The sequence below is a fragment of the Shewanella sp. YQ_9 genome (assembly GCF_043103185.1).
In the GTDB taxonomy this organism is placed as follows: domain Bacteria; phylum Pseudomonadota; class Gammaproteobacteria; order Enterobacterales; family Shewanellaceae; genus Shewanella; species Shewanella algae.
Genome location: NZ_JBICJO010000065.1, coordinates 14,548 through 36,885 on the forward strand (window position 1 = coordinate 14,548; position 22,338 = coordinate 36,885).

At 55.3% G+C, this 22,338-nt stretch carries 20 protein-coding genes; 8 read left to right on the plus strand and 12 right to left on the minus strand.

The window, feature by feature from the left end:
- Window positions 1–40: 40 nt before the first annotated feature.
- From ACF8D4_RS18095 to ACF8D4_RS18105, 3 genes are all read right to left on the minus strand, one after another.
- Window positions 41–424 (minus strand): hypothetical protein, encoded by a 384-nt coding sequence (locus ACF8D4_RS18095; protein ID WP_115389763.1) that lies wholly within the window; start codon window positions 422–424, stop codon window positions 41–43.
- 169 nt (window positions 425–593) lie between these two features.
- Entirely contained in the window at window positions 594–1,385 is a 792-nt protein-coding gene (locus ACF8D4_RS18100) for a molybdate ABC transporter substrate-binding protein (protein WP_025011757.1), read from the minus strand.
- A 189-nt stretch (window positions 1,386–1,574) separates the two neighbouring features.
- Window positions 1,575–2,237 carry an OmpA family protein gene (locus tag ACF8D4_RS18105; RefSeq protein ID WP_025011756.1) on the minus strand — a complete coding sequence of 221 codons (663 nt, stop codon included), beginning with the start codon at window positions 2,235–2,237 and terminating at the stop codon, window positions 1,575–1,577.
- A gap of 508 nt (window positions 2,238–2,745) precedes the next feature.
- Between ACF8D4_RS18105 and ACF8D4_RS18110 the strand changes: the two genes are divergently transcribed.
- Window positions 2,746–2,979, plus strand: a complete 234-nt coding sequence (locus tag ACF8D4_RS18110; RefSeq protein ID WP_025011755.1) for a transposase — start codon at window positions 2,746–2,748, stop codon at window positions 2,977–2,979.
- 115 nt (window positions 2,980–3,094) lie between these two features.
- On the opposite strand, the gene ACF8D4_RS18115 is transcribed toward ACF8D4_RS18110, so the two are convergent.
- The gene (locus tag ACF8D4_RS18115; protein WP_392466111.1) at window positions 3,095–4,075 is read right to left on the minus strand and encodes a catalase family peroxidase; all 981 of its coding nucleotides are present in this window, start codon (window positions 4,073–4,075) and stop codon (window positions 3,095–3,097) included.
- Window positions 4,076–4,214: 139 nt separating this feature from the next.
- Here ACF8D4_RS18115 and fumC point away from each other — a divergent pair, with 139 nt between their 5' ends.
- The 4 genes from fumC (at window position 4,215) to rarD (ending at window position 9,388) form a co-directional block, all read left to right on the plus strand.
- Window positions 4,215–5,606, plus strand: coding sequence for a class II fumarate hydratase (gene fumC, locus ACF8D4_RS18120; RefSeq protein WP_392466112.1), 1,392 nt, complete (start codon window positions 4,215–4,217; stop codon window positions 5,604–5,606).
- Between the two features lie 100 nt (window positions 5,607–5,706).
- Window positions 5,707–6,255: a DUF2799 domain-containing protein gene (locus ACF8D4_RS18125; protein ID WP_101058520.1), complete on the plus strand. Its 549-nt coding sequence runs from the start codon at window positions 5,707–5,709 to the stop codon at window positions 6,253–6,255.
- Window positions 6,256–7,848: 1,593 nt separating this feature from the next.
- Entirely contained in the window at window positions 7,849–8,409 is a 561-nt protein-coding gene (locus ACF8D4_RS18130; protein WP_071237379.1) for an N-acetyltransferase, read from the plus strand.
- Between the two features lie 85 nt (window positions 8,410–8,494).
- On the plus strand, window positions 8,495–9,388 hold the full coding sequence (rarD, locus tag ACF8D4_RS18135) for an EamA family transporter RarD (RefSeq protein WP_071237380.1): 894 nt from the start codon (window positions 8,495–8,497) through the stop codon (window positions 9,386–9,388).
- Here the strand turns inward: rarD and mnmD are convergent.
- The 5 genes from mnmD to ACF8D4_RS18160 all read right to left on the minus strand — a co-directional run bounded on the left by mnmD (window position 9,374) and on the right by ACF8D4_RS18160 (window position 14,004).
- Window positions 9,374–10,084 (minus strand): tRNA (5-methylaminomethyl-2-thiouridine)(34)-methyltransferase MnmD, encoded by a 711-nt coding sequence (gene mnmD / locus ACF8D4_RS18140; protein WP_062794010.1) that lies wholly within the window; start codon window positions 10,082–10,084, stop codon window positions 9,374–9,376. The genes rarD and mnmD overlap by 15 nt on opposite strands.
- Before the next feature lie 92 nt (window positions 10,085–10,176).
- Complete coding sequence (locus tag ACF8D4_RS18145; protein ID WP_071237382.1) at window positions 10,177–10,914, minus strand: DsbA family protein; 738 nt, start codon at window positions 10,912–10,914, stop codon at window positions 10,177–10,179.
- An 11-nt stretch (window positions 10,915–10,925) separates the two neighbouring features.
- Window positions 10,926–11,453 (minus strand): protein disulfide oxidoreductase, encoded by a 528-nt coding sequence (locus ACF8D4_RS18150; protein WP_144131578.1) that lies wholly within the window; start codon window positions 11,451–11,453, stop codon window positions 10,926–10,928.
- A complete protein-coding gene (locus tag ACF8D4_RS18155) occupies window positions 11,450–13,537 on the minus strand; it encodes a protein-disulfide reductase DsbD family protein (protein ID WP_392464483.1) in 2,088 nt (695 codons plus the stop codon). The genes ACF8D4_RS18150 and ACF8D4_RS18155 overlap by 4 nt, the downstream gene beginning before the upstream one ends.
- Window positions 13,538–13,599: 62 nt before the next feature.
- Complete coding sequence (locus ACF8D4_RS18160) at window positions 13,600–14,004, minus strand: hypothetical protein (protein WP_025890074.1); 405 nt, start codon at window positions 14,002–14,004, stop codon at window positions 13,600–13,602.
- A 157-nt stretch (window positions 14,005–14,161) separates the two neighbouring features.
- Between ACF8D4_RS18160 and ACF8D4_RS18165 the strand changes: the two genes are divergently transcribed.
- On the plus strand, window positions 14,162–14,845 hold the full coding sequence (locus ACF8D4_RS18165; RefSeq protein WP_392464484.1) for a Crp/Fnr family transcriptional regulator: 684 nt from the start codon (window positions 14,162–14,164) through the stop codon (window positions 14,843–14,845).
- Window positions 14,846–14,873: 28 nt separating this feature from the next.
- Here the strand turns inward: ACF8D4_RS18165 and tsgA are convergent, their stop codons facing one another.
- Both tsgA and deoD read right to left on the minus strand, forming a co-directional pair.
- Complete coding sequence (gene tsgA, locus ACF8D4_RS18170; RefSeq protein ID WP_208243132.1) at window positions 14,874–16,049, minus strand: MFS transporter TsgA; 1,176 nt, start codon at window positions 16,047–16,049, stop codon at window positions 14,874–14,876.
- A gap of 303 nt (window positions 16,050–16,352) precedes the next feature.
- Window positions 16,353–17,051: a purine-nucleoside phosphorylase gene (deoD, locus tag ACF8D4_RS18175; RefSeq protein ID WP_107005130.1), complete on the minus strand. Its 699-nt coding sequence runs from the start codon at window positions 17,049–17,051 to the stop codon at window positions 16,353–16,355.
- A gap of 333 nt (window positions 17,052–17,384) precedes the next feature.
- Here deoD and ACF8D4_RS18180 point away from each other — a divergent pair, with 333 nt between their 5' ends.
- Complete coding sequence (locus ACF8D4_RS18180) at window positions 17,385–18,491, plus strand: diguanylate cyclase (protein WP_144162276.1); 1,107 nt, start codon at window positions 17,385–17,387, stop codon at window positions 18,489–18,491.
- A 7-nt stretch (window positions 18,492–18,498) separates the two neighbouring features.
- On the opposite strand, the gene ACF8D4_RS18185 is transcribed toward ACF8D4_RS18180, so the two are convergent.
- Window positions 18,499–19,683 carry a winged helix-turn-helix domain-containing protein gene (locus tag ACF8D4_RS18185; RefSeq protein WP_392464486.1) on the minus strand — a complete coding sequence of 395 codons (1,185 nt, stop codon included), beginning with the start codon at window positions 19,681–19,683 and terminating at the stop codon, window positions 18,499–18,501.
- Between the two features lie 225 nt (window positions 19,684–19,908).
- Here ACF8D4_RS18185 and ACF8D4_RS18190 point away from each other — a divergent pair, with 225 nt between their 5' ends.
- On the plus strand, window positions 19,909–21,468 hold the full coding sequence (locus ACF8D4_RS18190) for an oligopeptide:H+ symporter (protein WP_392464488.1): 1,560 nt from the start codon (window positions 19,909–19,911) through the stop codon (window positions 21,466–21,468).
- The last annotated feature ends 870 nt before the right edge of the window (window positions 21,469–22,338 follow it).

Below are 22,338 nucleotides of genomic sequence, written 5' to 3' on the forward strand. Positions count from 1 at the left end.
GGGCGACCAGGTTCGTCCTCTGACGGTGGAAGATAGCGGGTCAGTCTTTAAGCCAGTGCACCTTGGGCTCATCCTGTTCACAGAAGACAGAGACACACTCATTGCGGCTCACCAGCAGATATTCCTGCAACTTGAGATTGGCGCTGGCCATAAAGCCGCTGCGTTCGGCCTCCTGGCGATACCAACCACCGTTGGAGATACGAAACAACCAGCCATTGGAGAGGCTGCACTCGGTCCAGAACTCCATCAGATCGCCTTCATCCAGCATCCGAAAGCCAACCACAGAGTCAAAGTGCACCAATGCCCGGCTGCCCTCAACACTCAGCTCGATATCCAAGCCCTGACTGTCATAACAAAGGCGGATAAATCTCACCTCGTCGCCGAGATAATCTGTCGCTATCGGTAAGCCTTTGGTTTCGAGCATGCTCCCCCCTTGGCAAGGACATAATGCCCTACTTTAGAAGGATAATAATTGCCTGCGCAAGCTGATTTGGCCAAAAAACCGTGAAATACCCATAAAGAGAGTGCGAGTCAGTTCAAAGCAACTGATTCGCACATCTCCAGAGTAAAACCCGCTTCCGCCGGATAGAGATTTAGGGCTTAAGCGGTGCTTCAAAGCCGTAAGAGGCCAGAATGGATTGTCCCTTGGGAGAGAGAATATACATAGCCAGCGGCCAGGCGGCAGAGTCGGCCTTATCCAGCACCAGCATGCCATAGTTGGCACCCACTGCCAGCGACTCGGGCAACGCCACTATCTTGAGATCAGGCACTTCTTTCTTGGCCAATACGGCATTGGTGCAGTAGGTTAAAAATACATCCGCCTGTTTGTTGGCCATCACCCAGCCATAGGGATTTTTGCCTTTCGGCGCCTTGGCACTGTCGGCGCCACCGGTCAGCTTGAGCGCCTTGGCCGCCAGTTTGGCCTGACTACCGGGCTTGATAGCTTCGGCGCGGTCAAACACCTTGAAAGCATAGTCACCGGCAGGGTCGGCCTTGGGAGTGGAGGTGCCCAGCTTGATCTTGCTGTCCAGCAGAGTATCCAGCATATTCTCTGTCGTCAGAGGAACATTATCTTGCGCCAGGGCGCACAGGCGGTTACGGGCAAACATCACCACAGGCGCGCCCTTGCCTTCCTGCATCAATTTCTGTGGGTGTTTCATATTGGCCGAAGCAAACAGGTCTACCTTTTCGCCCTCTTCAATTCGGCCTCTGAGCAAGCCTGAAGGGGCAAACTGGGCATTGACCTTAACGCCGCCATCGGCCTGATAACTGGCGATAACATCCGTCATGGCGGTCTTCAAACTTCCCGCGGCCCTGAACTCCAGATCCGCCGCCTGAGAGAAGGCGGGCAGTAACAGGGCGAGTAAGCAGACGCTCTTTTTCATTTATTTTTCTCCGGTGTATAAGATACAGATGCCGCTAAACTCAACCAAACCGCATCACAAATCAACGCACCACGGCAAAACTTGTCATAAATTCCCCTCAAGATCACGCCACCTGACAGGGAAAACCGAAGAAAGGGACAATTTGACCCAATAAAAAGGGCCGCCTAAGCGACCCTTAAACTTAAAATCTTAGCCGAGAGGACTAAGAATAATCTCTACCCGACGGTTCTGTGCCCGTCCCTGAGGGGTGGCATTGGAAGCGATTGGGCTGGCCTCACCTCGGCCTTGGGTCAATACCCGCTGTCCGGATACACCTTTACGGATCAAGTAATTACCAACCTCACTGGCGCGAACCTGTGACAATCTCAGGTTGTAGGACTCAGAGCCACTGCTGTCGGTATAACCCACTACATTCAGTTGAGTCTTGTCATATTCCTTGGCCACCAGCACTACGCTGTCCAATACCCGCATGGCGCCGCTACTGAGATCTGTCTTATCGACTTGGAAAGTCACTTCATTGGGCATGTTGAGCACTATGGTATCGCCCACCCGGGTCACACTGACACCGGTAGACGCCAGTTGCTGACGCAGCTTGGTTTCCTGCACATCCATGTAATAGCCGATACCACCGCCTACGGCAGCGCCGGATGCTGCCCCGATCAGGGCACCCTTGCCCCTGTCGCTCTTGCTGGAGGAGGCCACACCTATGGCCGCGCCGGCTACGGCACCTATCAATGCTCCGTTGGTCGCCTTGGCAGTCTGTTGCTCATTGGTATAAGGATTCACAGTGGTACAGCCAGTTGCCAGCATTGCCAGCAACAGAGGGGCTGTCAGAAAAGCGCGCTTTTTCATGTTATTTTTCCTTCGTCTGCTTGTTCCAAGCTAAGCGGAACCTACCTGGCGCCAAAGTATATAGCAGCACCTCAAGCAGACAATCCCCCGGAGGCCATAGAGGCGGCAAATCCGCACGGCGTTCAGCATAGATTCAGTCAAATCCGACATTTCCTGACCCGGATTGTCAGCCAAGTGTCACGGCGCTGACATCAAGTAAAACCCCAAAATAGAGCAGACTGCACTCTATTGGGTGGTGCCAGGCAGGTACACCTAATAATGAAATGAATCAATTTTCTTTTATATCAACAAGTTAAAAGAAGATTAAAAACTGGCATGTTTCTTACATACCTATAAAGCAGTATTCCACTGTTCAGGAGTCATTATGAAAACACTGATGAAAATGCGCAGCAGTTGGCATTCACTCTGGCATTGCCTCAAGCACTTGGGCTACAGCCAATGGGATGTGGAATAGCAGAGGTGGAATCACAGCTCTGGAAAACCATTCTTGAACCATCAAGGAGGCAGTATGGAAATTAACGAGCAGAAGCTGCGACAGCAAGCCATTAAGGAAGTGACCCAAAACGGCAGGCTCATGTTTGACGTTGCCCGTCAGCATGGGATCTCCACCAAACAGGTTTATCAATGGCTGGCACAGAATGAAACAACAAGCAGGCCCAGGCAATCCCGGCTGATGGGAGAACTGCTGCAACTGCAGCAGCGCATTCGTCAGTTGAGCCAGGAGTTTACCCTAATCCGTTAAAGTTTCGACAGGAGCGAACCTGACACACTGTTATCGCCCCCAACGATAAAAAATGTACATATAACAACTATAAAGCGCTACATTTTTAAGGTTCGTTCCTGTCATTTTATTGCCGTTACTGGCCGCTTAGACGCTTGCCGAAAGAGATAGCATAAGCCGCGGATCTCAGCCGCAGCACAGGGTCATCACTGGCGGCAATCCCTTTACTGAGCACATTGGGATCAAAATTCAGCTTGTCACAGGCCGAAGCCGCAACCGAGTCTATGGTCAGGCGCCCGAGAGTGACCCTGGGCCGGTTATCCGGCCACTGCTGTGAAGGGTCCAGTAAGGGATCCCCCTCCTCGGCCAGGGTCAGTTTAAGCTCAAACTGAGCCGGTCCTGTTTTCAGCCTCTGCATCAACCTGTCCTGCAGAAAATCATTCGGCAATTGTGTCATCTCGGCATCCGTCAGAGGCTGCTCTCCGTCCACAGGCCAAAGCTCCCAGCGACCAAAGCGCTTTTGCTGGTCTTCATTACCAAAGATAAAGCTGTGAATGCCAAAGTAATTGACCGATGTATAGGCCGCCGGCGGATTGTGCTGCTTGAGCCACTGCCCCTGGCGGGCGGCATCCGGATGCTGCTGTAGATAGCGTGCAACCGCGCCGGCTTCCCCCTCACGCTGAGCCAATGACGCGCGCAGCAAACCAAGAAAACTGTCGGGATTTTTCCCCGGAAACACTGGCGTGGTCAGCCCGGCCAACTGATGCACCTGCCCATCCGGCAGTTCGATGCGTACGCCTATCCCCCTTGGGCTGCGACTGGTATCGGCCACAAAAGGATCGCCGCCCGCCATGGAAAAACGTACCTGAGCGGGCAGAGCTTGCTCTGTGGCAAACAGAGGTAACTCCTTAAGCCAGGGCTCCCCTGCACTTGGCCGGAAACTGCCAATGGTACAAATTCCCTTGGCATGCCCCTTACGTTCTCCCGGATGTTTACCGGAAAGTGCTTCAAATACTTGAATAAAATCATTTGCCTGAGCCGCCATTACCGAACTGGAGCCCAAAGCCCCCAACTGAGTCCCCAAGAGCAATAACGCAGACCAAACCGATACTCTCATGCTTACTCCTTTTGTAAAAATCAGAATCCAGGCCTGAAACAGGCCGCTCAATCCAGACCGGGAAACCCGGCGGATTATTTCAGGAGAGACCCAAAGGCCATGCTATGCTGAGGACGGCAACAGACGACAGGAGGCGGCAATGCAATATCGGATTGAGCAAGACACTCTGGGCGAGGTCAAGGTAGAGGCAGACAAATACTGGGGCGCCCAGACCCAGCGCAGTCTGGAAAACTTCCCCATAGGCCCGCAAGCGAGTATGCCAAAGGCCATCATCCACGCCTTCGCCCTGTTGAAGAAAGCCGCAGCCCAGACCAATGCCGAGCTTGGGCAACTGCCCAAGGACAAGGCGGCGCTCATCGCCAGAGTTTGCGATGAAATCTTGGCGGGCCAACTGGAGCAGCACTTTCCACTGGTCATTTGGCAGACCGGCAGCGGCACCCAAACCAATATGAACCTCAATGAGGTGATAGCCAATCGAGGCATGGCTCTGGCAAATAAGGCCATCAGCCTGAGCCCGAACGATGATGTCAATCGCAGCCAGAGCAGCAATGATACCTTCCCCAGCGCCATGCATATCGCTGTAGTGCTCAAGACCTGCAGACAAACACTGCCGGCCATAAGTGCACTGCGCGATACCCTCAAACGCAAGTCACAACAGTTCGCCAATATTACCAAGACCGGCCGCACCCACTTTATGGATGCCACCCCACTGACACTGGGACAGGAGATCAGTGCCTGGGTGACTCAGTTGGATAAAGGCATAGGCGCCATAGAGCAGGCTTTGGCAAACTGCCGTGAATTGGCTCTTGGCGGCACAGCCGTGGGGACTGGGCTCAATTCTCCCGCAGGTTATGCCGAGCGCGCCGCCGAACTGATATCGTCATTCAGTGGTGAGCAGTTTGTCAGCGCGGCCAACAAGTTCGAGGCACTGAGTGCCAGCGATGCCATGGTGGAACTCAGCGGCGCCTTCAAGCGCCTGGCGGTCAGCCTGATGAAGATAGGCAATGATGTTCGCATGCTCGCCAGCGGCCCCCGTTGCGGTATAGGGGAACTGCAGTTGCCTGCCAACGAACCCGGCTCCAGCATAATGCCCGGCAAGGTTAACCCGACTCAGTGCGAGGCGCTGACCATGGTGGCGGCTCAGGTGATGGGCAACGATCTTGCCGTCAGCATAGGTGCCAGCAACGGCCAATTTCAGCTCAATGTCTTTCGGCCGCTCATCGCCGCCAATCTGCTGCAAAGTGCCGAATTGCTGGGTGATGCCTGTCTGAGCTTCGATGAACGCTGCGCTTCGGGGCTGGAACCCAACCGCCAGATGATCGCCAAGCAGTTGCAGCGCTCCTTGATGCTGGTCACCAGCCTCAATCCTCACATAGGCTATGCCAAGGCTGCCCAAATCGCCAAGGACGCCCACCAAAGAGGCATTAGTCTGAGGCAAGCTGCGTTGGAGTCAGGACTGGTGACAGAGGCCGAGTTTGATACTTGGGTCAATCCGGCAAACATGTTGGGCCCTTTCGAGGTTAAATTGTAAATTTGTATTAAAACGTATCAGCATTAGAGCTAATCGCTGTATTATGCCGATTCAACGCCATATGGTCGGCATTTTCAACTGATAAGCAGTAATTTACAGAATGAAATACCAAAACATCTTGTTGGCACTGAGCGCGCTCATGCTGACCCAATGCAGTTCACTCGACCTCAATCAATGCCAGAACTCAGATTGGTTTTCCCTGGGGCTTCAGGATGGCAACAATGGAGCTCATGCCAGCAGAATCAATGATTATGCCGAAGATTGTGCCGAGTTCGGTATCCGGGTCAATCATAGCGATTGGCGCGAAGGCTATCTAAAGGGGCTGCAAAATTACTGTCAGCCGGAAAATGGTTACCGTGTCGGTCTGGCGGGTGAAGGCTATGCCGGGGTCTGCTCCAGCAACGCCTTTATCGAACAGTACAATGCCGGCTACCGCCAATACCAGCTCAATAAACGCGCCGATGAGATCCGCAATCGCCTGCGTCAGATCGACTATGAGATCCGCGATCTGGATCAGAAGCTGGTGTCCATGACAGACAAGGCCAGCACTCTGGAGAAGAAAAAACAGCTGCTGAATGAAAAAGATAACCTGGTGAACGAGCTCAGGTATCTTCATGTACCGGATGTGCAGTTCAGATGGCAATTCTGAGGCTTGCCTTCGATATCAAGCTATCCAGTGCCAAAACTCATGAGTTTAATCTGTGTGCCTGTTTTCAGCCCCAGATAAAATTGTGACCGTCGAAATAGGTCCTAATTTCGTTCCTGCACCTGCGGTGGGCTTCCTGCCTATCTGCACCGCAGGTGATGGGTTGCAGTTTTGTGAGCAACTAAGACCAAGTTCATTGGTGAGTTTTGGCTCAAAACCATGATAGCTGCTGTGCCAGCGGCCTAAAGTCGTGGAGCAAATGCATCCATGCACAAGGGCCAGTTCGCCATCCCTGGCTCTCGCTCGAAAGCACGTTGCTATGCAACTCTCGCCGCCCCACACCCGACCAAGCGGGGATCAACAGCAATCCCCTCTTGGATCTCCCTTGCCGCCCCACACGGTGTCGAAAGCCCCTCGGCCTAATGGCGCAAATAACTACCGCTTCAGACGCTCATCCCTGATTCGACTGGCGCTGCTTCGGCATCCATGCCTCAGCCACGTTATTTGCGCCAACGGCTTTCGGCGACACCGAGGGGGAATTGGTGCAATTCTATTAGCACTGAGTAGCTGGAAGCATTTCAGAGTTCTGCAGATATACACCTAATTCCAGGCACAGGCGAAACTGTGACCTTCCGAGCCAGGGATGGCGAGGCAGAGCTTACACGGACGTACTCGCAGCGTGTCACAGGATCGCCTGTGCATAAGCCTGCGGCAGGCAATGAGCAACATCCGTCGCCGGAAGCTCGGGCAATACTAGCTTAGATACTTTTAGCTGGAAGCCATGATAGCCGCTGTACCAGCGGTCTAAAGTCGTGGAGCAAGTGCATCCATGCACAAGGGCCAGTTCGCCATCCCTGGCTCTCGCTCGTAAGCATGTCGCTATGCGACACTCGCCGCCCCACACCCGAGGAAAGGGGGCTGTATCGACTCGCCCCCTTTCCAAACCCCCAGCGACCCGCGACGCAGCGGACAACCCCTTGTGCTTATGATACCAATTCGCTATCGCGCCAGGCGCTCAGAGTCACATCCATGTGACTCTGGCCCAGCTCAACATCCTGTTTCGCGCTCGTTAGCTCGTCGCTAGACGACACTCGCCCCTGATTAACTGGCGCTGAGTGGGCATCTGCCGGACAGGAGTCCCAATGCCGTGAAGGGCAGGACGCCCGTGAACGGCCATGCCTCGCTACGCGATTGTCATCAACGCCCTGCGGCCGCTTCAAGCGGGAGTCGGTGTAATTCTGTGAAAATGGAGTAGCTTGAAACTTCTCAAGTGTTTATAGACATACACTTGATTCCCAGGCACAGGTGGAACTGTGACCGTCGAAAGGAACTGTGACCGTCGAAAACAAGGATGTTTTCGTCGAGGCTACAGGGACGTATTAACGCCGTGTCACAGGATCGCCTGTGCATAAGCCTGCGGCAGGCAATGAGCAACATCCGTCGCCGGAAGCTCGGGCAATACTGGCTTAGATACTTTTAGCTCAAAGCCATGATAACCGCAGCGCCAGCTGCCCCACTGTCTGGTGCCAACAGCTCTGGCACTTCCCCCATCCCTGGGTTAACTTGGCAAGTTGAACTCAAAGGAGGAAACGCGCAATGTCCGACAGCATATTGCAACCCTTTCAGCCGCAATGGGCCGGTTTGTTGCTCTCCTGGGTAACGTCGGCAGAGGCTTGTCTGCGCTGGGCAGGCCCAGGGCTGGGTTGGCCGCTGTCACCATCAAAGCTGCGGCAGCATCAAGCCCAGGCAAACCTCACCCCTTTGGCGCTGACAAGAGTCGAAGCCAGTGACCAAGCTAGCCTGGACAGCGACTCTTTGCTGGGCTATCTGGAACTGCTGGCCAGAAAACCCGATGAGATCAGGCTATGCCGGGTGATCTGCTCCCCCAAGCATAGAGGCAAGGGGCTGGGGCGGGAGTTAATGCGTCAGGGTATAGAGCGCGCCTTTGCCGATCCCAAGGTTACGCATCTAAGCCTAGCTGTGTTCCATGACAATCTCGCGGCCTACCGCTGCTATCAGGCACTGGGGTTTGAGATAGCGGCCCGAGGCCAGTTGGCGACAACGGAAACGAATGTTTTTCCCGCTTCTGATGCTGAGTTACTGGAAATGCAGCTCCAGCGCCGTCACTGGTTTAAACAGAATGAAAAGATTTTTTAAACAGTGAGTTAATTCACTTCCCTTTTATAAAGGCCATGCCAGAATAGCCGCCATATCCGAGTATTGTGTTGTTTCGGTGAAAATCATGTCCAGCTCTCTCAAGGGAAACGCTCTGGCGGCCTTCTCTTTCGTGCTTTGGGGAATATTACCCCTCTACTATCAATTGCTGCCGGATGCGGCCATCTTCGAGTTGCTGGCCTTCAGGGTCATCTGGTCTGTGCCCTTTATGCTGCTGGCCTTTGTCCTGCTGAGACGGCCGTTACCTGCCTTTGGCGCGCTGTGGCGCGATAAACGCTCCTTGCTGCTGTGCTTTGCCGCCGGGCTTATCATGTGTATCTCCTGGGTCAGCTTCACCTGGGCCCTGACCCATGGTCAGGTGCTGGCGGCCAGCCTGGGATTCTTTATCAATCCTCTGTTTGCCATCGCTCTGGGGGTGCTGTTCCTCGGCGACAAGCTGAGTAAGGCGCAACTGGCCGCCGTGGTGCTGGCCATTGCCGGTATTGGCTGGCAGGTATATCAATACGGCAGCCTGCCCTGGTTGTCTCTGGTGATGGGCAGCTTTTTTGCCCTCTACGGGCTGCTGAAAAAGTTTATCCGCTTTGACTCCTTCACCTCGGTTACCCTGGAAGCACTGCTGCTGACTCCCTTTGCTTTGGGCTACCTCTGTTATCTGCTGGCCACAGAGCAAAGCGCCGCACTGGCTGGCGGCAGCGAAGGCATTATGCTCTATATCGGCTCGGCGCCCGTGACGCTGGCGCCGCTGATCCTATTCAGCCTGGCGCTGAGATACACGAGTCTGTCCATGGTGGGTTTGCTGCAATACATTGAGCCCAGCCTGCAATTTTTGCTGGCGGTAGTCATCTTTGGTGAGGTGTTTGACGAGGTGAAACTGGTGAGTTTCTCCCTCATCTGGGCCGGGCTGCTGCTGTGCTCGTTGGAGGCCTTGCCCGGCCTGCGTCGCAGCTTAAAGCGGGTCTAACTTCCAGGCGCGGGTCATCTCGCGCTTGCCCAGGGCTCCCGGGTAAGCTTTAACCTGAAAACCGGCGGCCTTGAGATCTCGCTTGAACTGGCCATTGGCGCAGTAAGACACCAATAAGCCGCCCTGCTCCAGCAACCCATAGCACTTTTTGAAGTTATCCAGCGCCCATACATCCGGCTGCTTGCTGGGGGCGAAGGCATCGTAATACACCAAGTTGAAGGGTTCGCCCTGCCACTCGAGCTGCTCCAGTTTGCCCTTGACCTTACGCAACACAAAACCCGGCATGACTTCCACATCCTGATCCCAGGGGGCGGCGTGCAAGGCATCGAACAGCGGCGCATACCAGCCGGGCAGCATGCCCTTGTAGTTCAGCCCTTCAATCAGCTCAGCGGACAAGGGATAAGGCTCTATGGTGACATAGCGCACCGGCAGCGGCGCCAAGCCACTCTGCTGACGCGCCTTTGTCAGCTCCAGCACCTTACCCAGGGTCATGAGGGCATTGAGCCCGGTGCCAAAGCCCACTTCCAGAATCGCCAGATGGTCAAAGTCCTGCAACACCTGCTCGAGCCCGGCGTGGATAAACACATAACGGGATTCGGCCAACGCCCCCTTGTGGGAGTGGTAGGTCTCATTGAGCTCGGCATTAAATAGAGTATGTGACCCGTCTTCGGTCAGCTGCAGGCTTACGTGTTTCATCTCGACTCTTAATCATCTGTGCGGGGAAAGCCGGGGCGCTCGCCCCGGCGACGGCCAATTATCCCAGAAAGGCGATAACGGCCGCAAGCCAATTACCCTTGGCGCTCCAGCACCTGCTGTACCACGGCCTTGAGGGTGGCATAGTCGATATAGCCGGGGATCACTTCATCACCTATGAGCAGTGTCGGCGTGCCTCCAAAGCCCAGTTCAGAGAAGACTCTCACATTGGTATGCATCAACTCGTCGGCGCTCGAGCTGGGCTTGAGGTATTGTTCTGTGCCCGTGGCCTTGGCGACCTGCTGCAGTGAGTTCCCTGTGTGCATGCCATTCTTGGCCATCAAGAGTTCATGTACCCGGGGGAAATCCTTGCGATCCTGCTGCCAAACCTCGAGGGCAAAGGCGCCGGAAGAAAGCTCAGTGCCCTGGGCCTTTATCTGCCTCAATGGTACAAACACATTGACCACCTGTAAGTTTGGGAACTCCTTTAAAAGCTTGGCAAATTCCAGTTCCATCCGCTTACAGTAGGGGCAGTTGTAGTCGGTAAACACCACCAGTTGCAACTCAGGCTTGCTGCTGCCCATGGTCGGCATCTGCGGGTTGTTGAACAGCCAGTCCTTGTGCTTGGCCAGCGCTTGCTGCTGCAACTGTCGCTGCTCCACATAAGACTCTATGCTGCCGAGCACGCCGGGAATGATCTCCGGATGCTTGACCAAAATGCTGCGGATCTGCCCCAGTTGCTGTTCCTCTTGTTGGCTCAACTTCTGCTCTGCCGCCTGTAAACTGCCGCTGGCCGCCAGCAGCCAGGCACTCAATACTATCCAATACTTCATCTTGTTATTCCTCAAATTAAATTCATTTTTGTCAGCCAGAGTCGCAGCCAGATCCCCGGCCAACTGGTGACTCCTGTGGTGCTGCTGCGGATTTCGCCCTGATAGATAAACAAAAGCGTCGGTGTCGCCGACACGCCAAGGGAGCGCGCCAAGGCGCCGCTGGGATCATTGACTACCTCAAAGCCGTAACCCTTGTTTTGCAGGTACTGCTTGACCTGGGTGTTATTGCCCGACTGCAGCGCCACAGTCACCACCTGCTCGCGGTCACTGAAACCATCTACAGTGCCGGACACCAAGGGGCAGACGCCACACCAGCTGGCCCAGTAGTACAGAATGACCGGGCGCTCCATGCTCATGGCGGCAATATCCAGCTGACTGCCGGCCAGGCTCTGAACCGTTTGCAGCGGCAGGGTTTCCGGCATCTCGCGGCTGCGAAAGGCATCGAGGGCAACACTCACTACCAGAATGAATAGCCCATAGCCAAGCAGGGTCTTGAGCCATTTAAGCCCCTTGTGGGCTGGTTTATTTTCCTGGGTCATTGTCTGCTCTCCGCTTCGGCCAAGGCCGCCAATACTCCATCACTGCTGAGGATTACCGGTAATGGCTTACCGGCGGGGGTTCCCGGGCCATAGACCTGATTGAAAGGCACCCCAAAGCGGCCATTGGCCTTGAGATAGGCGGTAATTTCTTCGCTGGGCTTGGTCCAGTCACCGCGCATCAGCAGCACTCTGTCATCGCCGAGGGCATCATAGACAGGGTTTTGCAGCAGCACCCCCACCTTGTTGGCCTGACAAGTAATGCACCAGTCGGCCGTGACATCGACAAACACTGTCTTGCCCTCATCGACAGCCTGTTTGAGCTGCACCAAATTCAGCGGTTGCCAGTGGTGATCCGAAGGCAAAGGGCTGACCCAGGCATCCCGGGTCAGATAACCTACCCCGAGCGCCAGGCTGGCAAACAGAAAACTGCCGCCAATGGCATACACCATTACCTGAGTGCCGTAACGCTTGCCCAGCAGTCCCAGTGTCAGCAGCAACATCAAGGCGCCCAGCCCCAAGATAGCCGCAACGGAGAAGAAGCTTTGCAGCAGGCTCAGCAGCCAGAGACAGGTTGCCAGCATCATCAGCGCGAACACAGGCTTGACCCAATTCATCCAGCGCCCGGGCTTGGGTAAACGCTGCGCCAACGCCGGCCACAACGCCAACATCAACCAGGGCAAGGCCATTCCCAGCCCCATGGCGCTGAAGAGGGCAAACAGCATGGGATAGTCGGCGCCGAGAGCGAAGGCCACCGCAGTACCCAGAAACGGCGCGGTACAAGGCGTAGCCAGCAGCGTGGCCAGCATCCCCTGCAACAGGTGGCCGAGGCGCGAATCATCACCGGCACCGGCCAGACGGGTCTGCCACTTGGAAGGCAGATTGATTTCAAACACCCCCAACAGGTTGAGGCCGAAGCCCCAGGTCAGCAGCACCATAAAGCCGATAAACCAGGGCTGCTGGAACTGTATCCCCCAGCCCAGCGACTGACCGGACAACTTCAGCAAGCTAAGACCTGCGGCAATCAACCAGAAGGACAGCAAAATACCCAGTGCCGAAGCCATAAAATGGCCGCGAACCTGACTGCGACTGCCCTGGCTGCTCATCATGACCCCGTGCACCTTCATGCCCAGCACAGGCAATACGCAAGGCATGATGTTGAGAATAAGGCCACCGGCCAGCGCCATCAGAAATAGGCTCCACAGCGGCAGGCTTGGCTGCGGCTTGGCAACATGGCCTGTGGCGATGGCACCGCTCAGTTCGGCCGAAAGGTGTGTGTCGGCCAGATTAATCAGCAGCGGCTTGCCCTCCAGATCCGGCGTCCCCAGCCAATGTTTGACCCCGAAAGTGGCGGTCAGCCGTTTGCCATCTGTCTGGATCTGCGGCCGGGAAAAGATCAGCTCGCTGACTGTCTCATCCTCGCCGAACAGAAACAGATCTGCCTGTTGCCAGGGGCTCGCGGCCTCTATGGCCAGTTGCAGCAACTGCTGCTTTTCATCCCAGACAATCGACTGCAATACCGCGCCGCCATTGCCCTGTGGCACCTTGGCCATCGCCTCCCCCCACTGGTGCAAAAAGCCATCATCGGCCTTAAGCCCGGCGGTCTGACCGCTCAGCTCCACAGGGTAATCGGTCAACACACAGACATTGGTGCAGGAAGACAGGGTCAGGGTGCCCTTGAGCCGAAACGGCTGCCCGGGATCCTTGAGGCGAATAGTCAGTGGAAACAAGGTATCGCCCTTGTAACCCAGAGTTTCTATACCCTGCAACACATAGCGCTGCGGCAACGGCCAGTGCCAGTCGACCGTGGCAATATTCTCCGAGGCGGACCAGTCCAGGGTCGGCGGGATCCCGCCTTCCCCCGGCGCGCGCCAGTAGGTTTTCCAGTCGCCGCTCAGGGCCACATCCAACAGGGCGTTGAGCTCACCGACTTGGTCGGCATCAACATCGGCCAGCGTCAGTTGCACCTTCACCGGAGGATGATCCGGGTGCTTGAGCCAGCCACTGCTCAGCGGCTCTGCCAATGCAACTTGGCTGAGCAGCATCAGACATACCGCGAAGGCATGCCATATTCTTTTTAAATACATGAAATTAGCTCCAAAACAAAACATCAGAACCCGGTATTAACCGGCAAGAGTTCAGGATGTTTTCATTCCAGATACACGCACAACACTGAGTGTCGCCTTCGTTTGGAGACTATGGGATGGGAGAGATAAACACTGAAAGGCCGGGTACTGCCGAGCCAGTTGAGCAACAGCAGAAACAGCAACAGGGCCGTGAGTCCCAGTTGCAGTACCACAGGTTGCAGGTTCAGCATATGGGAAGACAGATGACAGGGCTCTTCATTGAGCTGCGCCTTGCCCGCATCATTGGCGTGAGTCGGCGCAGTATCAACACCAAGTTGCGTCAGCTGATGCTGGGCCTTGAGCGGGCAGGAACCAAACAGCGAAAGCTGCTGACCAAAACAGAGCAGGATCACCAGCAGACTGATGATCAATGACACCAGCGCCCTGTCTTTGAGGGAGAAGCGGTTAACACCGAGTGAAAACCCCATGCTGCACTTTGCTCTGTATGGCCCAAGAATGCCGATAGGGTTCCATGATTGGTGACAAAGGTCAATCCTGAAACCGCTGCTGCAACCAATCCTTGCTTGCCATCTACACTATTGGCAGGATAATCAAACCCACCAAGCCACAGTTTGCGACCCCAAGATGCAGCTCAAACCTCTTACCCAAGGCAGATACTCCCAGGAGTGGCAATCAGACTACCCTCTGGTGGAGCGGGTATTGCTCAGCTGCGTCAGCGAGCAGCGCCGCTTTGCGCCGGGAGAGGCCTTGATGCAACAGGGGCAGAAGCTGAATCAACTGGTACTGGTGCCCAGTGGCAAAATAGCCATGAGCTACAGCGCCCGCAACGGCCGCAACTTTCAACTCGGCACCCTGAAATGCGACTCGCAGCTATTCGGTGAAATGGAGTTTTTCACCCAGTATCCCTGCCAGTTGGATATTCTGGCAGAAACCACCCTGACCTGCGGCATTATTCCCGCCGACAAGCTGCAGCAGGCCTTGGGTGAGCACCCCAGGCTGGCGCTGTTTTTCGCCAGTGCCATCGCCATAGATTATCAGGACACAGTGGACATCTTCACCCGGCGTATGCTCTACCCCATCAGCTACAACATTGCCTACGACCTCTACCACCAGCAGCTGGACGATCTGCCGGTATCTGGGTTCAACAAGGGCTATCTGGAAGCTGAGCGTTTTGGCACTACCGCCAGAGTCTACCGCCGGGCGATACAATCTCTGGAAGATGCCGGGTTGGTTCGGCGCAGCAAGGGCAAGCTGGAGATAATGGATCTCAAGGCGCTGCAGGTTTTTGTCGAGCAAGGGGAGCTTTAGCTCCCCTATCTATTGATTGAGAAGTGGCTCAGGCCAAAGCCGCCTCGGCCTGACGCTTAAAGCCAAAATTGGACACCAGCAGCATCAGCAAGATCACCCCGTAGAGTACAGGGATGGCATACATGACGGTCTGCAAGCCCACTATCTTTTCCGCCATCGAGCTGATAGCCGGGCTGAACATGGCACCGGCACTGCCGCTGATCAGAATGAAGGACACATTGCGGCTACTGGCTTGTTTCACAAAGGAAACCCCATAGGCGATAAAGGCGTTATAGAGCGCGGCGCAGACAAAGCCGTAGCCATAGGTCAGGTATCCCAGGGTTTCCAGATCGCCACAGCTGACAATCCAGCTGGTGAGCAGCAATGCCAACGAGATGATCATCAACAGGAAGTGGCGGATCTGCATCCGGGTCACTATCAAGGTTGAGATCAAGGCGCCCACCAACGCCGCCGACCAGTACTGGGTGATGATATTGCCCGCCTCTTCAAACGGGATCTCAAACTTCTGCTTCACAAACATAGGCGCCCAGGTGAGGAAGGTATAGAGCGCCAGCATGCCCAAAAGCAGCCCCAGACCGCCGCTGATAATGCCGAAGTTCCACTCGGAACGCTGAGCGGACTGCGCCTGTTCACCCTGGCCCTGTTGTACCCGGCTGAAAGAGGTGAAGGCCGCCAGTGCCAGGGTCAGCAAGGCCACCAGGCCTACCGTCAGATAGCTGTAACTCCAGGCCAGTGAGTGTGTCAGCGCATAAGTGGTGATCAGCGGAAACACCACCCCGGCCACGTTAAAGGTGGCATCCTGCACCACCAACATGGTGGACTGGATTCGCTCCTGCCACAGGGACACCACCAGAGTACCGGCGATACACAGGCCGATGCCGCCGCACAGGCCCACCAGCGTCATGGCCACCATGACCACGGTCAGCGAAGAGCCAAAATGCAGCGCCAGCGCCGACAGGAAGATGACGGCATAGCTCAGCAGTGTCATCGGCTTGATACCGACCTTTTCAATCAACAAAAAGGCCACAACAGTCCCCGCCAGAGCGCCGCCGTTCAACAGTGAGAAGATAGAAGCCACATCGTTGACATCGGCCCCAAAGCGGGTGGCTATCGGCTCTATCAACATACCGAACTGAGAGGCGAAACCCGCCATGATAAAGTTGGCCAGAAAACTGATGGCCGTCAGTGTGATTTTATTATTCATTTTTTATCATCCATCAATGTATTAGGGAAGGTGCGAATAAGTCCTCGTTGCCTTCTCTTTTGTAGAGAGTGGCTTGCACAGCAATTGGCGTTCAAGGCATCTGACTGAAGGCATGCCGGGGCATGTCGAAGTCAGATAACGCAGAGAGCCAGTTGCTGTGAAAGCCCCGAAGGGCGTGGCTTACAAGCCTGCCTGCTGTGTTGTGCTTCTTGCAAAGGACTAGGGCCATTTGCTGCGAACCACGCCTTACATCCAGGCCCGTAAGCCGACGCAGAGCACACATGGGACTTGTTTGCACCTTCCTTAGGCCACGGCCAGCGCCAGCGAGATCATCTGGTTAAATGACAGCTGGCGCTCTTCGGCACTGGTTTCTTCACCTGTGAGGCAATGATCCGATACGGTCAGAATCGCCAAGGCCTCGATGCCGAACTGCTGCGCCAGGCCATAGAGACCAGCCACTTCCATATCGATCCCCAGAATGCCGAAGCGCTCCAGCGCCGGGATCAGATCTTCATCCGGGTCATAGTAGAGATCGCCGCTGAACACATTGCCCACTCTGACACTCAGACCCTGGGCCTTGGCCTGTTCCCAGGCCTTGAGCAGCAGCGGGAAGCTGGCCGAAGTCGGCATATGATAACCTGCGCTGCGCTTGGCGTTAGTGACTGAATCTGTCCCTGCCGCCTGAGCCAGGATCACATCACGCATCTGCACCTGACGCTGGGTCGCCCCCAAGCTGCCCACCCGAATGATGCGCTCAACCCCGAAGTCGTTGATCAGCTCATGACCGTAGAGCACCATAGATGGGATCCCCATGCCGTGGCCCATTACGGAAACCGGCTTACCCTGCCAGCTGCCGGTATAACCCAGCATATTGCGCACCGAAGTCACCACGCGGGCATCCTCGAGAAAGTGCTCGGCAATGTATTTGGCCCGCAAAGGATCGCCGGGCATGATAACTGTCTTGGCAAAATCGCCTTTGGCGGCGTTGATATGTGCTGTCATAAGCTGTTCCTCGGATAAAAACTGACCCGAGTCTACCGGCGGCGCCAAAAAAGCCTTGAGGACAAAAGTCCGCTTGCGGGGATTTGTTTACCAAAATGCCACATTCCTCTCACTCACAACACATTAGCGCCAATTTGTTTCAAAGCGAGACGCGTGATCTCGGTTCCAGTTGTTTGCTTAACCTGCTCCGGCTCAAAAAGACAACGATGTCATTTGCTGAAAACCTTTGAAAATCGCACCATTAACAACAGATGTAACAGGCACAGCGCCACATATTTTTGGGTTCTGTGTATCTCAGGGCCCATTCAGGGCCTCTTCATTTGGACCCGCATCATGATTATCCACGCTCCGGCTGTTAGCCGACTGTTTGCCACCCGACTGCAAGATACCGATCCCATGTGGCAGATCTCCCAGGAATGCCAGGCTGGCCAGTTGCTCTCCTGCTTACTGGCCACAGCGGCTACTTCGCTGTTTTTCATGTTGCTTTACCTGTGGCTGTTCAAAAGTGATGCCGCTGTCGTCATCAATCTGTTGGGGCTGGCGGCCCATGTCGCGATTGTGGCCGACCTCTGGTTTTACGGTAATTTGCGCCGCAGCCAGTGGCTGACAGTGCTGGTGCCCACCTGCATTGCCCTGGCGATGAGCCTACTGCTCGGCACTCAACATCAAATCACCCTCTATCTGCTGCTATCGCCCATATTGGCATTTCTACTATTGGGTCGCAGCCGAGGATTGCTGTTAAGCCTGGGATTGGCCTCTTGTATCTGGCTGATGCTGACGCTGAACCAAAATCTGTGGCAAGGGGCCGATAGCTTGGCGGGTCTTGGTGTAGTGAACTTCTTTGCTGCCTATACCATGGCCGTTGGTATAGGTTATACCGGCGAGCGGATCCGTCACCGCAGCTTCAAGCGGCTGGAAAAACTGGCCAATACCGACCCGCTCACCGGAGCCATGAACCGTCGCCGCTTCTTCGAAAACTGGCGCCGCGCCAAGGCCGAAGCCAATAGAGGATTGAGCGAATTTGCCTTTTTGCTGCTCGATATTGACTACTTCAAGGCCACCAATGACAGCTACGGCCACGACTGTGGTGATGCCGTACTGCAACAACTGGTGCAGCTGCTGGAAGACAGGCTCAGGCCCTATGATCTGCTTGGCCGCTTGGGCGGCGAGGAGTTTGGTTTGCTGCTGCGGGGAGTTTCGGCCGCCGATGCCGAGCGTAAGGCCGAGGAGATACGTGCCAAAGTTGCCGAGCACAACTTCGGTAACGGACAGGTGCCCCATCTACCCATCACGGTCAGCATAGGCATAGTCCATATGCCAAGGCGCCACGGCAGGAGTATCGAAAGCCTTTATAAACAGGCCGATATGCAGCTTTACCACGCAAAACGTGCCGGCCGGAACCGGGTGGTGCTGGCCGAAAAGTTTTTCGAGCCGGCTTAAGCCCAATTCACAGCCATTGCTGGCGACGCCAGAGCTGCTTCAGCCCCTTGTGATTGCTGCGCACCAACTTCCAACGTTCACAGGCATTGAAACGGGTATAGTCGGCAATGGCCCTGACGAGTTCGGCCAGTAACACATCATCCAAAGGCCGATTGGCATACTCAGGCTCCAACACCAGGTTTTGCAACAGCAGGCATTGGCGCGGCCGGTCGGCCTTGACATCGACCCGGCCGATAAACTGCTGGCGCCAGAGGATGGCCAGGCTGTAGTAGCCGTAGATTCGCTTTTCCTGCAGCAGGTACACTTCCAGTTGATAGTCAAAGCCAAACCATTGCTTTAAGCGGTTACGTTGAATAACCAGGTTATCGAAGGGATTGAGCAGCCAGACCCGCTCCGGGATCATGGGCGCCGCACTCAGCTCTGCCGGGCAGAAATACTGCTGACCATCGACCTTGAACCGCTGCAGCTCGCCGGCCTCCAGCCCTTGGGCCAACACCCGCTTGATAACCGGCCGCATGCCTTTACGCAGATAGGCAAACTGAGCCTCTGAGCCAAAGCCGTTGGCATTGAGAAAGCGGTTCACCAGATACCGGCCAAACTCATCATCGTCGGGCACCCGGGTATCTATGCCCGGCGGCAACACCCGCTCGGCCAAATCATAAACCTTTTGAAACCGCTCGCGCCGCACCACCATTAACTCGCCGCGCATAAACAGCTGTTCCAGCGCCTTCTTGGCCGGTTTCCAGTCCCACCAACTGCCACGCTGATCACTTGAGTGTTCAAAATCACTGGCCTTGAGCGGCCCCTCGGCGCGCACTCTGGCAAGCACTTCCCGCATCAAGGGCTCGTCCGGTTCAAACCAGTGTTTATCCCCCTGACTCAGTTGCTGTTTGCGTTGCAGGCTGTACCTGTAGTCATTCATGGGCAGATAGGTCGCGGCGTGAGCCCAGTACTCGAACACCTCTTTAGCGGCAATAGCCTGTTGCAGCTGCTCGGGGTGATAACCGGGCAACCGGCTGTGCAGCACATGGTGATGGGCACGCTCGACCACATTAATGGAATCTATCTGCACATAGCCCAGCTGACGGATTATGGCCGCCGCCGAGTTCGCCGGTTGCAACAAGCCCTGGCGCTGCAGGTTGAGCCTGAGCCATTCATCGATGGTCAATGGTCCATACAAGGGTGTATCCATGGTGCCCGGCTCCCGATAGCCTTGGTTTAGCGTGGCGCTATGATGACAGCTCAATGCCGCTGCCAATGCGAGTAATCAGTTTGCCCTTTTCATGGCTTTCGACGCAAATTTGCACTTCAGTTCACAAAAAAAACGGTTTTGTTCATGGCCGGAGTTGAATGGAAAGCCGGATTATGCGCATATAGCTGCAACCTTTATTAGAATCGACAATAACCAAGGTACATTATGAGCTCACCTTCCTCTGCACGCTGGCCGCGGCAGATCCCCTTTATCATTGCCAGTGAAGCCTGCGAGCGCTTCAGTTTTTACGGCATGCGCAATATTCTGACTCCCTTCCTGATGACGGCTTTGCTGCTGTCTGTGCCGGAAGAACTGCGTCAGGGCGAAGCCAAAGATGTGTTCCACTCCTTTGTGATCGGGGTGTATTTCTTCCCTCTCCTGGGGGGCTGGCTGGCCGACCGTTTCTTCGGTAAATACCACACCATTTTGTGGCTCAGCATAGTCTATGTGATTGGCCATGCCTTCCTGGCGATTTTCGAAACCAGCAAAACCGGCTTCTACTCGGGCCTGTTTCTGATAGCCCTGGGATCGGGCGGCATCAAGCCGCTGGTATCCTCTTTCATGGGCGATCAGTTCGATCAGAGCAATAAGTCCTTGGCGCAAAAAGCCTTCGACATGTTCTATTTCACCATCAACTTCGGCTCCTTCTTCGCCTCGCTGTCGATGCCGCTACTGCTGAAATTCTTCGGTCCTTCAGTGGCCTTCGGTATCCCAGGGGTATTGATGTTTATCGCCACGGTATTCTTCTGGGGCGGCCGTAAACGTTATGTCCACCAGCAACCCGAGCCCAAAGATCCACACGGTTTCCTGCCGGTGCTCAAGAGCGCCATCTTCACTCCCGTACCCGGCAAGGCCAATATAGGTTTGCTGCTGAGTGCCATAGGCATACTGCTGGCGCTGTTTTCCCTCACCCAATACAACAGCCTGGGAGTGGTGACCGCCTTGTGTCTGGCGATGGTGCTCTTGATGGGCTTTGTCGGCATAGGCGCTTCCATGCAGCTTGAGCGGGCCCGCAATCAACACCCGCTCGAGGCAGTGGACGGAGTGCGCGCCGTATTCCGCATCTTAATCCTGTTTGCCTTGGTCACTCCCTTCTGGTCGCTGTTCGATCAAAAGGCTTCTACCTGGATTTTACAGGCCAACGACATGGTCAAGCCGGACTGGTTTGAGCCGGCCATGATGCAAGCGCTTAACCCACTGCTGGTTATGCTGCTGATCCCCTTCAATAACTTTGTGCTCTACCCCATGCTGGAGCGCAGCGGCGTACGCCTCAATGCCCTGCGTAAAATGGGCGCCGGTATCGCCTTCTCCGGCCTTTCCTGGATAGTGATAGGCAGCATTCAGCTGATGATGGATGGAGGCACCCCCATGTCCATCACCTGGCAAGTACTGCCTTATGCACTGCTGACTTTCGGTGAAGTACTGGTTTCTGCCACCGGATTGGAATTTGCCTACAGCCAGGCACCCAAGTCGATGAAAGGCAGCATCATGAGCTTCTGGACACTGTCGGTCACTGTGGGCAACCTCTGGGTGCTATTGGCCAACGCCAGCGTCAAGAGCGATGCCGTGACCAATCAGATTGCCGAAACCGGCCTGAGTGTCACCGCCTTCCAGATGTTCTTCTTCGCCGGCTTCGCCCTGCTGGCCGCCTTGGTGTTTGCGCTCTACGCCCGCTCTTACACCATGCAGGATCATTATCGGGCAGTGGAACCGAAACAGGGTTAAGGCGTTTACCGCCAACCTGAGCGGTAAAACCTCGTTGATTTAAAATCCCCAAAGACCCAACGTGAGTTGGGTCTTTTTCATCAGCAATGAAAAAACCGCCGGAAACCAAGTTATTCCCTCCCACGATAGCGGCGCCGCCAAGAACAACCTTTTACACAGACAATCCTGTGCCTGGGAAATAGGCGTACATCTGCAGCTAAATACGACACCGTTGGAGGAAGAATTGCACCGACTTCCCCCTCGGTGTCGCCGAAAGCCGTTGGCGCAAATAACGTGGCTGAGGCATGGATGCCGAAGCAGCGACAGTCGAATCAGGGATGAGCGTCTGAAGCGGTAGTGATTTGCGCCATTAGGCCGAGGGGCTTTCGACACCGTGCGGGGCGGCAGGGGAGATCCAAGAGGGGATTGCTGTTGATCCCCGCTTGGTCGGGTGTGGGGCGAAGCTCCACGACTTTAGGCCGCTGGCACAGCGGCTATCATGGCTTTGAACCATATCTCACCAATAAACCTGGTTTTAGCTGCCAACTAAGTTGCAGCCCATCACCTGCGGTGCACTCTCGCACAGGCAATCCTGTGATACGGCGTGAATACGTCCCTGTAGCCTCGACGAAAACATCCTTGTTTTCGACGGTCACAGTTCCGCCTGTGCCTGGGGAATAGGCGTATGTCTGTGGGTATATAAGCAATTTCAAGCAACGCTATTATTACAGAATTGCACCAATTCCCCCTTCGGAGCCGCCGCTGGCGTTGTTGCAAATTGGCGTAGCCGAGACAGGGATGTCGAGGCTCGAAGGTCGAGCAAGGCGAATGTTGCGAAGCAACAAGCTTATGAGCGAGAGCCTGGGATGGCGAGCTGGCCGTTATGCATGG